General features: G+C 58.1%; 11 protein-coding genes. 4 read left to right on the top strand and 7 right to left on the bottom strand.

The features are described 5' to 3' along the window. Window positions 1–59: 59 nt before the first annotated feature. A complete protein-coding gene (locus tag A9K68_RS18255) occupies window positions 60–326 on the top strand; it encodes an acyl carrier protein (RefSeq protein ID WP_029352679.1) in 267 nt (88 codons plus the stop codon). A gap of 72 nt (window positions 327–398) precedes the next feature. Here A9K68_RS18255 and A9K68_RS18250 read toward each other — a convergent pair whose 3' ends face one another. Next, entirely contained in the window at window positions 399–1,091 is a 693-nt protein-coding gene (locus A9K68_RS18250; protein WP_065009403.1) for a class I SAM-dependent methyltransferase, read from the bottom strand. A gap of 431 nt (window positions 1,092–1,522) precedes the next feature. Between A9K68_RS18250 and A9K68_RS18245 the strand changes: the two genes are divergently transcribed. Both A9K68_RS18245 and A9K68_RS18240 read left to right on the top strand, forming a co-directional pair. Continuing rightward, window positions 1,523–3,265, top strand: a complete 1,743-nt coding sequence (locus A9K68_RS18245) for a type I secretion system permease/ATPase (protein ID WP_065009404.1) — start codon at window positions 1,523–1,525, stop codon at window positions 3,263–3,265. 188 nt (window positions 3,266–3,453) lie between these two features. Further along, window positions 3,454–4,791 carry an HlyD family type I secretion periplasmic adaptor subunit gene (locus A9K68_RS18240; protein WP_065009618.1) on the top strand — a complete coding sequence of 446 codons (1,338 nt, stop codon included), beginning with the start codon at window positions 3,454–3,456 and terminating at the stop codon, window positions 4,789–4,791. A gap of 37 nt (window positions 4,792–4,828) precedes the next feature. On the opposite strand, the gene A9K68_RS18235 is transcribed toward A9K68_RS18240, so the two are convergent. The 6 genes from A9K68_RS18235 to A9K68_RS18210 all read right to left on the bottom strand — a co-directional run bounded on the left by A9K68_RS18235 (window position 4,829) and on the right by A9K68_RS18210 (window position 11,034). Further along, window positions 4,829–6,091, bottom strand: a complete 1,263-nt coding sequence (locus A9K68_RS18235; protein WP_065009405.1) for a polysaccharide biosynthesis/export family protein — start codon at window positions 6,089–6,091, stop codon at window positions 4,829–4,831. Next, a complete protein-coding gene (locus A9K68_RS18230) occupies window positions 6,078–7,355 on the bottom strand; it encodes a hypothetical protein (RefSeq protein ID WP_065009406.1) in 1,278 nt (425 codons plus the stop codon). The genes A9K68_RS18235 and A9K68_RS18230 overlap by 14 nt, the downstream gene beginning before the upstream one ends. Further along, window positions 7,352–8,356 carry an SDR family NAD(P)-dependent oxidoreductase gene (locus A9K68_RS18225; protein ID WP_065009407.1) on the bottom strand — a complete coding sequence of 335 codons (1,005 nt, stop codon included), beginning with the start codon at window positions 8,354–8,356 and terminating at the stop codon, window positions 7,352–7,354. The genes A9K68_RS18230 and A9K68_RS18225 overlap by 4 nt, the downstream gene beginning before the upstream one ends. Window positions 8,357–8,432: 76 nt before the next feature. Then, a complete protein-coding gene (locus A9K68_RS18220; protein ID WP_065009408.1) occupies window positions 8,433–9,131 on the bottom strand; it encodes a sugar transferase in 699 nt (232 codons plus the stop codon). Further along, window positions 9,128–10,264: a DegT/DnrJ/EryC1/StrS family aminotransferase gene (locus A9K68_RS18215; RefSeq protein WP_065009619.1), complete on the bottom strand. Its 1,137-nt coding sequence runs from the start codon at window positions 10,262–10,264 to the stop codon at window positions 9,128–9,130. The genes A9K68_RS18220 and A9K68_RS18215 overlap by 4 nt, the downstream gene beginning before the upstream one ends. Before the next feature lie 47 nt (window positions 10,265–10,311). Then, window positions 10,312–11,034, bottom strand: a complete 723-nt coding sequence (locus A9K68_RS18210) for an NDP-sugar synthase (RefSeq protein ID WP_065009409.1) — start codon at window positions 11,032–11,034, stop codon at window positions 10,312–10,314. A 633-nt stretch (window positions 11,035–11,667) separates the two neighbouring features. Here A9K68_RS18210 and A9K68_RS18205 point away from each other — a divergent pair. Further along, complete coding sequence (locus A9K68_RS18205) at window positions 11,668–12,342, top strand: response regulator transcription factor (protein WP_065009410.1); 675 nt, start codon at window positions 11,668–11,670, stop codon at window positions 12,340–12,342. Window positions 12,343–12,402: the final 60 nt, after the last annotated feature.

Raw genomic sequence — 12,402 nt, 5'->3', positions numbered from 1 at the left:
GGTTTCTAGATGAAATTGATCAGCATTCATCTTTAGTATCAGTATCGGAGGAGGATTAAATGTTGTCTACCAAGGATAGAGCCGAGACCTGCAAGGATCAGATTCGCGCTTTCCTGGCGTCGAATTTCTACATAGCCGACGCGGATGCTCTGGAGAGCAACACGTCCCTTCTCGACCAAGGCATCGTCGACTCGACAGGGGTACTCGAGGTTATCGGCTTTATCGAGGAGACCTTCGGCATCACCGTGGAAGACAGCGAACTCCTGCCGGAGAACCTCGATTCTATCCAAGGAATTGCGCAATATGTTCTCCGCAAGCAAAACTGATTGCCGACATCTGCCTAGCGTTGTTTTACGCCGCCGACAGCGCCACCGAGCCTGCCGCAGTCGCGGCACGGCTCACGCTTGCGACGGGGTATGTCCCACAACCACCCTGCCCTCGCCGGCTTCGTTCGTGACCGCGCGGATGTTCTCGTAAGCCTTGGAACGCTCCAGCAGACTGATGACCTGCCGGTCCTGGCCGAGGCCGACCTCGAAGAGCAGGACGCCTCCGCGCCGCAAGTAACGCGGCGCGTCCTTGATCACCCGCATATGGATGCTCAGGCCGTAGGGGCCGGCCGCAAACGCTTCACGCGGCTCAAGCTCCGTCAGATGCGCGCGGTCACCCTCAAGCCGCTTTTCCGAAATGTAGGGCGGATTGCAGACGATCACGTCCATCGTACCATCAAGCTCCAAGCCCGAGAAAGCACTGAACAAGTCGCCCTGAAGCACGGACACGCGATCCGCCATGCCGTGATGGGCGACGTTGCGGCGCGCGACTTCGACGCATCCATCGGTAAGATCGCTCGCCCAGACACGCGCGGTGGGAGCGAAGTGCGCGATGGCGCACGCCAGATTGCCGGCCCCGCAGCACATATCGACGACGCGTGGCGCCGGCAGGTTCATTTGACTCAGAACACCAAGAGCGGTCGTGCCAAGCAACTCCGTCTCCGGCCGGGGAACGAGCGCACCGGGCGCGATGAGCAACTCCAGCCCCATGAAGTTGGTGCGGCCTTTGCTGTAGGCTTCGGCGACACTGATCTCTTCGCTCATGACAGACCCGCCTTCCTGACATTGCCGGTGCCGTTGTCCGACAATTCCGCCCCAATTAAGTGTATCCCAAATTCATTAAATTCTCGATGGGCAAATCGAAAAACACTCGCCGCCCTAAGGTTTGAAGACATGATGCAACAAAAGGTGATCATGAGCCTCTCATCTGTCGCATGATTGGGAATATTGTCTCATCATTGGAAATATCCGGGCTCCCAGCCCCGTTTATCCCCAGCCTTGCAAAGCCAATTCCCGAATTCTCGGTCCTGCGTCACGATTTTGCTACATTTTAATCAAAAGGCACATATGTAAGCAAAGCGTAATGTTTCAGTAGCTAACGGAAAGCAGCCGCTTCCCGCAAGGCAAGAGGGTTTACCCATCATCGACATGACCAACACGTTCGCGCGGCAATTTCGCACGAAAGATCGCAGATCATGAAGTCAACGCAAGGGCGCTCGCCCGATCTACGCTCCGCTATGTTCGGCTCAATGCATGGACTGATTGGCGTCGGCGTTTTCTCGGCAGTGATAAACGTTCTCGCCCTGACCGGCTCCGTCTATATGCTCCAGATCTACGATCGCGTGCTGCCTTCCCAGAGCATTCCGACTCTCATCGGATTTACGATCGGGATGCTTGGCCTCTACGCTGTCTATGGCCTCCTCGATTTCGTCAGGCTTCGCCTGTTGGTCCGCATCGGCAGCCGCCTGCACAGAGATCTGCAGCAAAAGGCGTTCGCTGCCTCGCTTTCCCTGCCGCTTACTGCTGGGCAGGATGCGAACCGGGTGCAGCCGCTTCGCGATCTGGACCAGTTGCGCGGATTTCTTTCCGGACTGGGACCGACGGTCGTCTTCGACGCTCCTTGGATTCCGTTTTATATGGTGGTCATCTATCTGCTGCACCCTTCGCTTGGTGTGTTGGCAACCGTCGGCGCGGCTGCTGTCGTGCTTTTGACGGTAGTCGCGGAAGTCGTTGCTCGCAAACCCGCCGCGCGTGCGTCTGAGACGCTCGTGGCACAGCGGCTTCTTGCCGATTCCGGCCGCCGCAATGCGGAGGTTGTCCAGGCGATGGGCCTTTCCGCTCAGCTCGGTCGGCGCTGGAATGAGATCAGCCATCTTTACCTCAAGAACCAGGAACAGCTCTCCGATGTCGTCGGCGCAGCGAGTTCATTGTCGAAGACACTTCGAATGGCCCTGCAGTCCTCGGTACTGGGGCTTGGTGCCTACCTTGTGATCGGCGGCGAGGCTTCGCCCGGCGTGATCATCGCATCGTCCATATTACTGGGCCGCTCATTGGCGCCGGTCGATGTGGCAATCGCAAACTGGAGAGGATTTCTGGCCACCCGGCGAAGCTATACCGATCTGGCGGCAGCGTTGGATGCTTTCGGTAGCCAGAAAGACCCTATGGAGCTGCCGCGCCCACAGACACAGCTTGCGGTCGAGGAACTGACGGTCGCGCCACCAAGTCTGCAGAGACCAACGCTCGTCAATGTAAGCTTTCGCCTGTCGAGGGGCGCGGGGTTGGCGATCGTCGGCCCGAGCGGCTCTGGCAAAACGACGCTCGTGCGTGCTTTGGTCGGGGCATGGAAGCCGCTTCGTGGAACGGTAAGGTTGGACGGCGCCTCGCTCGATCAGTGGAATTCGGAACTGCTCGGAACCCATATTGGCTACCTGCCGCAGGACGTTGAACTGTTCGACGGAACGATCGCAGACAACATTTCACGGTTCGGCGGCAAGAGTGACGCAAAGGGCGTGCTGGCAGCCGCCAAGGCTGCGGGCGTGGACAAGATGATCATGCGCCTGCCGGAAGGTTTCCAAACGCGCATCGGGGAAGGCGGAGCGGCCCTGTCGGCTGGGCAGAGGCAACTCGTCGGGCTCGCCAGGGCGCTTTATGGCGATCCATTCCTTGTCGTTCTCGACGAACCAAATTCCAATCTGGATGCAGATGGCGATGTTGCCCTGGCTGGGGCAATCCTGGCCGTGCGCGAGCGTGGCGGCATCGCGATTGTTGTTGCGCATCGTCCGTCAGCTCTCGTCAACATCGATCAGGTGCTCGTCTTGTCGAATGGCATGCTCCATTCATTTGGCTCGCGCGAAGACGTTCTGGCAAATGTGGTCCGGCCCTTCCCGCGGCAAAATAGTTTCGTCCCGCTGCAACAAGGTGCAAGCGGCCATGCGTGAGGTCTTGCTCCGTGTCTGATGTGTCCCTGTCATCATATGCTCCGGTTGCTGGCGATAGCCAACCGATTGGAGCGAAGCCAGAGCCGGATGGCCTCCGGACCAATCTGCTCTTGGGGCTGGCAGCATACTATCGTTCCGCTGCAGAAAGGTGCAGGCGGGCCTATGTGAGGTATTGTTCTAGCGTGACCGTGTCGTCATATGCCGCGGTCGCTGGCGAAAGCCAATCGTTCGAGACGAAGCCAGAGCCGGATGGCATCCGGGCCAATCTGCTCTTGGGCTTGGCAATCACCTTCCTGTTGATCTTCGGCGGAGGACTCTGGCTGGGCTTGACCAAGATTGCCGGCGCGGTGATTGCCCCTGCCACTGTGGTGGTCGAAAGCAACATAAAGAAAGTCCAGCATCAAACCGGCGGCACTGTCGGCGGCATCTTCGCCAAGGACGGGGATCATGTGCAGGCCGGCGACGTATTGGTCAGGCTGGACAACACATTGACCCGAGCAAACCTGCAGATAATCAGCGAGGATCTCAATCGCGCCACCATTCGTCTGGCCCGGCTGGAAGCCGAGCGACAGGGTCTGCCGGAAATGCAGATTCCGCCCAGCCTTCGGGTCAAGATGGGCGACCCGCAACTGGCGACGCTTATCAGTGGCGAGCGGGCCGTGTTCGAAAGCCGTGCTGCGGCGCTGGCGGGCCAGAAGGCACAATTGCAAAGCCGCTCGAAGCAATTGGAACGTCAGATCGATGGCCTCAAAGCGCAGCAGGCGGCGATGGACGAGTCGCTGAATCTGCTGACGCTGAACCTTGCTGACGTCGAGTCTCTCTACTCCAAGAAGTTGGTCTCTAAAGAAAGGCTAAGCACCATCAGCTTGGAGAAGAGCCGGACTCGCGGCGAGTCAGGACGCCTTGTCGCGGCAATCGCCGAGGTCCAAGCCCGCATCAGTGAGACTGACCTGCAGGTGCTTCAGCTCGACGAGCAAATGCGGAGCGAGGTAACGAGCGAACTTCGCGAAACGGAAGCCAAGCAGACCGAACTCAATGAGCGCAAGGTAGTGGCGGAAGACGAACTCGCCAGGACAGATATCCGCGCCCCACAGTCGGGAACGGTACAAGAATCCGCGGTCCACACCATTGGAGGGGTGATTGCTCCCGGAGAAGTGCTCATGATGATTGTGCCCGATGCCGACAACCTGGTTGTCGATGCGCTCGTTTCTCCAGAGCGTATCGATGACGTGCGTCCAGGACAGCGGGTTTCAATCCGCTTTCCGGCTTTCGACGTAGGGACGACACCTGTTTGCCAAGGCTCGGTCAACCGCATCTCTGCAGATCTGATTAAGGATCAGCAACGTCAGCTTTCATATTTTTCGGCGCGCATCAATGTCGAAAATTCCACGACCTGTCTGACGGGAGCGAAAATACTCAAACCCGGCATGCCCGCCGAAGTTCACATACGCACTGACGAGCGCAATGTATGGTCCTATTTGCTGAAACCCTTTACCGACCAGGTTTCCAGAGCTTTCAGACAGTAACGCAATCGGCAATCGCGACAGAACAAGGTACAGCAGTCTATCGGACCGCGGCGGTCTCGAGACCGTTGCTGAACCTTACCTCAATCGTGTCACCCGGTGATACCTCGGTGTCTTCTCCGGCCGGCTGTTTGCGCCATTCCTCACCCATCTTGCGAATGATCGTGACCTGAGCCTGGATGGTTTCGCCGGCAACTGGCAGTGGCTGGGCGGACGCCCCCGTGGGCTGCAACTTCTGGCTGGCGGCGCGAAGTCTTGCGGTGATGTCGGCAAGACGCACGTTGGTGTCCTTCAGCTCAGTCAATAGAGCCATCCTTCTCAGGTTGTCATTGCGCTCGCGCTGCCTGAGAAAATCATCCTGCTGGCGTCGTGTTCTCATGAGCTCAACCGACGTTTCGAGCGCCCGGCTGGAAGAGAGAATCACACCGCGCCGGACATCGGCGAGTCTGTCGTTGGTCAGATTGCCTGCTTTATGCACTTTCGTTATTCGTGCCAGGTCGTCCTCGTCCGCTTTCACTGCCTCGGCTTCGGCCTTCTCGCGCTTGAGCAGGACCTCGATCTGTGCCGCAGCAGCCTTGGCACTTTGTTCAAGGTAGCTTTGCTCCTGCTGGAAGTTGTCCAGGGAAATCTTGAGCCCTTCTGCTTCAGCCTGGGCGATTGCCGACACGAAAGCGGCCGACAAGGGTGACCCTTGTGGTGGCTTCATGTCGAAATTCGCCTGGTTCTGAAGTTCGGCGCGCAGGCGGGCGCTATGAAAATAGTCTCTGGTGTACTCCCCCCAGGCCGATTCATAGTCGCGCCGCAGATCCACCGGATCTGGGCCAACCTGGTTTGCCCTTGCCCGCAGAAGGCTGAAACCGCCAGACACGGCGATCGCCTGCCGCACGGTCATGAGCGGTCGGTAAGCCTGCTGTCCGGGAGTGAGCACGTCGCCGGTCACGTAGATCGGGCGATACTCTGCGATCACGGCGGTGACGTCGCTCGGCTTGACGACGATCATTTGCTCCCGCCCATCGGGCAAACGCTGGTGAAATATCTTGGTAGTCAAGATCGTCTCCATGCGTGTCTGCAATTCGGCCGGAGTGAGGCCGCCGACCGAAACCATGCCGACTTCGGGAAGCGCGATCGTGCCGTCCATTTGAACCATGACACGTTGCGTTCGTTCCGGGATGGAGGCAATTCCTATCTCGACGGTATCGCCGGCGGAAATTCGATACGCGACCCGCGTCTCCGCTGCGGCGGCCATACCCACGGCAGCCAGCATACCAAGCGCGGCAAGAAGGATACGATTAGTGAAGACCATTGGTGACAATCTCCTTCCGGTTCAACGTCGACTCTTCCGGCCAATCGACACGGGAGACGAAGTCGTAGACTGGCCCGCCGGGCACGCCCCAGTTGCTCGACCAGATTACCTGCGAGCCGTCAGGGGACGGTGAGGCATGACTCTCGCTTCGATAGTCTAACTGAGTGCTTCTCGTTTGTGCGATGCGTCGGACGTCCCCGCTGCCATCGATGCGCAGCGCGATCACTTCCTGTGCATATGGCGCCCAGTCCGGGTGAGCCGATATCTCATCCGGATCGCCGCCATAGGTCAGGAACACCCAACCAGGCCTATCCAGCGCACGCAGGGATGCATGCATGGCTTCGCCGTATTTCATAAGTGGGGTGACCTTGCCGTCGGACAGCCTTCGCTTGATCACCTGATACTTGTCCGGATCGGACTTGCTGATACCGACATAGACTTCGCTGCCGTCGTCATCGACTGTCATATCGCCATGCCCGGGCCGGTGATGTTCCATCCACCTCTGGAGCAAAGTGCCCTCGACACTAAAAATGAAGCCCTGTTCGATGCCGCTTGTTATCTCCTGAAGGCATAGAATGTTGGTTCCGAGCGGAGAAATCGAGCAGGTGCCGTTGGTTCCGCCAATATGCTCAAGATCGATGTCCGGGAATTTCCGCCGTTGCTTGAGATCGTAAGCAAAGACCACCGCATCGCCATTCTTACGCACTGCACGCACGGCTATGCGGTCACCGTCACGGCTTGGATTGCCCTTGCCCGGCCCGAAATGGAAATCGTGATACTCAGTCGAAACAAACAGGACATCTTCGCGATTGGTCCGTGGCGCCCAGCTCGACACTTGCCGACCCTGAACGCAGATCATCAGATCGGCGTTTTGAGGGTGCCATTCGCATTCAGTCGATCGAGCGCGGCGGAACAGCGGAGCATATGTGTGCCCGTTGAAAAAGCACATGCCGCCGCTACAGCCGTTGGTAATGACGATAAGGCTCTGGTCTGAATTCCAGGCTTGGGCACTCGAATAACGGTGGCTGCAATATTTGTTCCCGCATGCGACCCCATTGCCAAGCACTCCCGGCTTGGTAATGCGCGTAAAGACTATCCCAAACGCCGGATCCGTCACTGGGCGCAGATAGTCGGGCAGATCCATCATCACCGGCGCGACAAATTGTGTCTGCTCGCTGCTTTGCCGGCTTCCGGCCGCGGGCAGACCCAACGACATGGCAACGGCAATCAACAGCAGAGCCGATGCACGCTGGTAGAAGGTCATGTCATATAACCCATTTCGCGGCGTACGCGGCCTTCGCTGAGGCGCGCCTGCCACCATCCGATGGTTCGCTCCAATCCTTCCCGCAGGCTGGTCTGCGCCCGCCATCCGGTCTTCGTCTCGAGTTGCGAAGAATCGGCCAGCAAGGCACGGACTTCGGAATTCTGCGGCCGCAGACGGCGTTCGTCGCGGTGAACCGGTTTTTTGGAGCCGCTCAACTCGAGCACCAGATCCAATACGTCCGAGACCGTCACAGCGCGCTGGCTTCCGGCATTGTAGGCATGGCCGAATTCGAGCTCGGCCGAACCTGCGGTCAGGAACGCCGCCGCAGTGTCTTCCACAAAAGTAAGGTCGCGGACCGGACTTGTGTCCCCGACCATGATCGCCGGGCAGTTTTTGTCGAGAGCCTGCCTAATGATGGTCGGCACGATGGCCCGCTCACTCTGACGTGGGCCGTAGGTATTGAACGGTCGCATAATCACGACGGGGACGTCGAACGACCTGGCGTAGGACTCTGCCATCATGTCCGCGCCGATCTTGGATGCCGAATAGGGTGACTGGCCCTGCAGCGGATGGGATTCGCGGATAGGCATGGTCTGTGCAGTGCCATAGACCTCGCTGGTCGAGGTGTGCACCACACGCTCTGTCTCCCATTGCCGCGCCGCTTCGAGGACATTCACTGTGCCCAGGATGTTGGTCTCCACATAGGATTGGGCGGCCGCGTATGAGTATGGAATCGCGATGAGTGCGGCGAGATGAAACACAACGGCCTGGCCACGCATGATCCGGCTCAGGAACGCGCTGTCGCGAACGTCGCCGCGGACGAGGTTCAACTGGTTTCGAATGGTGTCCGGCAAATCATCCAGCCAACCATGACTGTCGAAGGAATTGTAGAGGGCGAGCGCCGTGACATCCGCCCCACTCCGGACGAGCGCTTCGGTGAGATGCGACCCGATGAACCCATCGGCACCCGTAACCAGAACTTTCCTACCCCTGTAGTTCATGACTAAGCGTTCCTCCCCCTATGACGTGAAGCGCTGACTTGCGAATTCACCAGAGCCTGGCCATGCCAAGCATTTCTCACATGCCGATTGGTGGCGGCGAGACCAGGCCGACCGGCGGCCGCGAGACCAATCCGAGAACCGCCAGAAAACCGCGCATCATCCAGATGATGTCAGCGGCGATCGTCCGCTGCGGATAGTAGGAGAGGTCGATCCTGGCCTTGGCAGGAAACAGAACCTCGCGGTAGAACAGTACCGGATCCGCGGATCGCGGATAGAATTTGGCCTCATGCCGGAAGAGAACCTGGGCCGGACCCAACAAGCCCGGCTTGTATTGTAGAACGGCCTCGAAGCCACCGCGGAAACAATCGGCAAAGACAAGGCTCTCCGGCCGCGGCCCGACAATTGCCATCTCGCCTCTGAAGACATTCCACAATTGCGGGAGCTCGTCGAACTTGGTGAGGGCGAGGAACCGACCTATTCTCGTCATGCGGCTGTCGCCGGCCATAGTCAGCGCCAAGCCGCCGGGATCGCACCGCACCGCGAATTTGCGAAACTTATACATGCGGAACGGCCGCCCACCGGCACCCACGCGGGTCTGCGTAAAGAAGATGGGCCGGCCGCCTTCCAGTAAGAGCGCCAGGGCGATCACCAGCATCAGCGGAGCGAAGACTATGGCGGCTGCTGCAGCGATTACGAGATCAATTGCTCGTCTCGCAAACCCATGGGCGGCGCTTGAGACAACAGATCGATGGATGGATAAATCCAAGGCATTCATGCTGCTGTTCCTGCTTGGGCGCAACTGTGGACTGCAGCGGCAAGAGCGGCCGCCACTGATTCGACGACAGGCGCGGTGATCTGGGGATGCAGTGGCACAGTGAGCTCACGCTGGGCAAAGTCCTCTGTCCGCGGCAAATATGTGCCGGGGAAAAGCTCGCGATAAAGCGTCATCTGGTGCACCGGCGGATAATGGATGGTGGTTTGTATTCCTTGCCTGCGCAATTCATCGATGACGTCTTGCCTGTCAGCGTAACGCGGCAAAAGGACGGGCATGATATGATAGGCGGACGTCCGCGGCTCGTGGAACGGAACTGTCACGGCCGGACAATGTTTTGCGATCAGACGTCGATACAGCATGACCAGAATACGCCTGATCTCGTTCCACTCCTGCAGATTCTGCAGCTGGACCAGTCCGATTGCAGCGCGCATTTCATCCATGCGATAGTTGAATCCGAGCATGGTGACATCGTACTGCGGCGTGCGACTGTTCAGCCTCTGATGTGTCCCCGTGGTCATGCCGTGCCCACGGGCCTGGCGGATTGTCTCAAGCAGCTTGGGATCTCGGGCAATCACGGCCCCACCTTCCGCCGTGGTCATATTCTTGTTGCCATAGAAGCTGAAGGCGGCCGCGGCACCAAATGTACCTACCTCCTTCAGGCCGGGCGCATGCGCGGCATCCTCGATGATCTGCAGCCCTCGGGCACGAGCGAACTTCTGCCATTCTTCCCGATTGGCGAGATAGCCGGCAAAATGTACGAGAATGACCGCCTTGGTGCGCGCAGTGCATCGCGCTTCAGCTTCCACGATCGACATCAGCGGCACGTCGGCCGACTCGATATCGACAAAGACCGGAGTGGCACCGACGTAGAGAACCGCGTTTGCGGTCGCCACGAAGGTCATTGACGGGACCAGCACTTCGTCGCCTGGTCCGATACCGAGTGCATGTAGAATGAGATGAAGCGCTGCAGTACAAGAATTGACCGCGACGCAATCCTCTGCACCATGCATGTGGGCAAAAGCCTCTTCAAAGGCTCTCACCTGCTCTCCCATGGTCAGCCAGCCGCTATCGATGACCTTGGACAAAGCTGCCTTCTCCGGCACACCCAAAATTGGGGCACTGACCAAGAGCATCATAACCTCCTAGACTGTTGGACTGTGGGATCGGCTTGGCGATGTCGTCATGCGGCCGTGGCAGTGACCTCGATCGAGGCCGACTGGTCTTCCCAGGAAATGGCTTGTGCATTCTGGAAATCGTCGACGCGCCCAATATCGAGCCAGAGGCCATCATGCTTGTACACGTGGACAGTTGTACCGTTCTGCATCATCTGCAGCATCAGATCGTCAAACCCGAAGGGAATGCCAGATGGAATAAACTGCAGAACGTCTGGATTCATGCAGTAGATTCCCATGCTGACCAGGTGCGAAAGCGTCGGCTTCTCGCGAAAGATCTGCACGGTGTTGTCGACTTCGTCTATGACGCCGAAGTCCATTTTGATCAGGCGGCAAGCTGTCGCGATCGTCACCGGATCGGTGTGCCTGCGGTGCGCTGCCACAAATCGACTGAGGCTTAGATCGGTAAGGACATCGCCGTTGAGGACTATGAATGGTTCTGTCAGCTCATCTCTGATCAATGAGAGCGGTCCGATGGTGCCGAGCGGCTCCATTTCTTGCGTGTATCGAATTTTCAGGTTCCACTGCGAGCCATCTCCGCATACGGTGCGGATCAAGTGGCCGAGATACCCGGTTGTGATGTAGACCTCTTGGATGCCATTGCGTCGCAGCCATTTCAGAAGCATCTCAAGAACCGGTCGAGCACCGATCGGCATGAGCGGTTTCGGCAAGACCGACGTGAAGGGGCGAAGGCGTGTCCCCATTCCACCACATTGAATCACTGCTTTCATCTGGTCCTCCCATGTTCACTCGACCTGAACGCCATCGTTACGCCACAGCATCCGGAAAGCTCGTTCTTGTTCTCTTAAAGGACCGGTGAGGTTTCCCGCCGGCCCTGATCCGGACATTGTAGCTAGATGGTATGTGGCCGTCGGGGGGGATGTCGTCGTGCATTCGAATGGTAGCGATTCAGACATTCTGGTATTCAATAACCGTGCCGATCGACGAAGGCTGGCGCCTGTCGCAGAGGCAGGCTCGGAGCGCGCTTCAGCGATCAGTTCTTGGCCGATCAGCTTGGGGCCACAAGACCGACAAAACCCGAATGAGTGCTTACAATGAGCCTAGTATCCACCAATCGCCGGAACGACCCAGGACAACCCGGCGATTGCGCGGTATCGGCATCGAAGCGAGCTGTTGGGACACGGGTCTTGGAGGCTGAGAACGAATGTTCGACAGGTCAGCCGGCTCCGTTCGCGGAATTCAAAAATAAGAGGAGCGTTTCCCGTTATTTAGGATTATATTAGCAATCTGACGCTTGCGGTGTTGGGGCATCGCAGGTGTTGACTGGATGAATCGACGAGTGGTCGGCCAAGACTTTAAGGCCATCACCGTTCAATCATTCCAGGATTCGTTGGGGTAGTTCAATGTATCGAATCGTCATCGCCGACGATCACGGCTTGTATCGTCGTGGCTTGCGATTGGCACTGACCGCAGGCATTCCAGGTGTGGAAATATTTGAGGCGTCGTGTTTCGATGCCGTACTCAGTCTGCTGGCGGAACAGGCGTCAGTTGATCTTGCGATCCTGGACCTGAACATGCCGGGATTGTTCAATCAGGAAGTGCTCAGCGGCATACTGTCGGCTTATCCGGATACACGCTTTGCGATCGTTTCCGGGAATGATTCCCGCTCGGAGATACTCACGGCTCTGTCGATCGGCCTTCACGGCTATATCGTAAAGTCGCAAAGAGACGAGGAGGTGATCATGGCCGTCAACGAAATCCTTTCGGGCCGCATCTACGTTCCTGCACTTCTGTCGCGCCCCGGAGCCGCACAAGCAACGCACGTACCTACTCCGTCCGAGCATATCCCACATCGACGTACCACCACTGGCAATCTTGGCAGGCTGACCTCGAGGCAAAAGGAGGTCCTCAAGCTGATGGCGGAAGGGTATTCGAATAAGGAAATTGCGCGCGATCTGGAAATCGCCGAAGCGACGACGAAAATTCATGCCGCTGCGGTTCTGCGTGAGCTTGGGGTACGGAATCGGACAGAAGCTGCCGTTATGCTGAAGACTTGGCTAACCAGGGATAGCAATTAGAGCGCCGCGTCCTGTTGGGCGCGCAAGGGACGCTCTAAAACTTGAATCTACGCATTATGG

The organism is Mesorhizobium sp. AA22, from assembly GCF_001672375.2.
Classification (GTDB): Bacteria; Pseudomonadota; Alphaproteobacteria; order Rhizobiales; family Rhizobiaceae; genus Mesorhizobium; species Mesorhizobium wenxiniae.
Note: the sequence above shows the minus strand (reverse complement) of the source record. Positions and strands in the feature narration are given on the sequence as shown.

What these genes read in the sequence shown, in the direction of transcription:
- A9K68_RS18220 (WP_065009408.1), bottom strand. Translation starts at nt 9,131, where the DNA reads ATGAATGCCTTGGATTTATCCATCCATCGATCTGTTGTCTCAAGCGCC.
- A9K68_RS18230 (WP_065009406.1), bottom strand. Translation starts at nt 7,355, where the DNA reads ATGACCTTCTACCAGCGTGCATCGGCTCTGCTGTTGATTGCCGTTGCC.
- A9K68_RS18225 (WP_065009407.1), bottom strand. Translation starts at nt 8,356, where the DNA reads ATGAACTACAGGGGTAGGAAAGTTCTGGTTACGGGTGCCGATGGGTTC.
- A9K68_RS18235 (WP_065009405.1), bottom strand. Translation starts at nt 6,091, where the DNA reads ATGGTCTTCACTAATCGTATCCTTCTTGCCGCGCTTGGTATGCTGGCT.
- A9K68_RS18250 (WP_065009403.1), bottom strand. Translation starts at nt 1,091, where the DNA reads ATGAGCGAAGAGATCAGTGTCGCCGAAGCCTACAGCAAAGGCCGCACC.
- A9K68_RS18215 (WP_065009619.1), bottom strand. Translation starts at nt 10,264, where the DNA reads ATGCTCTTGGTCAGTGCCCCAATTTTGGGTGTGCCGGAGAAGGCAGCT.
- A9K68_RS18255 (WP_029352679.1), top strand. Translation starts at nt 60, where the DNA reads ATGTTGTCTACCAAGGATAGAGCCGAGACCTGCAAGGATCAGATTCGC.
- A9K68_RS18205 (WP_065009410.1), top strand. Translation starts at nt 11,668, where the DNA reads ATGTATCGAATCGTCATCGCCGACGATCACGGCTTGTATCGTCGTGGC.
- A9K68_RS18210 (WP_065009409.1), bottom strand. Translation starts at nt 11,034, where the DNA reads ATGAAAGCAGTGATTCAATGTGGTGGAATGGGGACACGCCTTCGCCCC.
- A9K68_RS18245 (WP_065009404.1), top strand. Translation starts at nt 1,523, where the DNA reads ATGAAGTCAACGCAAGGGCGCTCGCCCGATCTACGCTCCGCTATGTTC.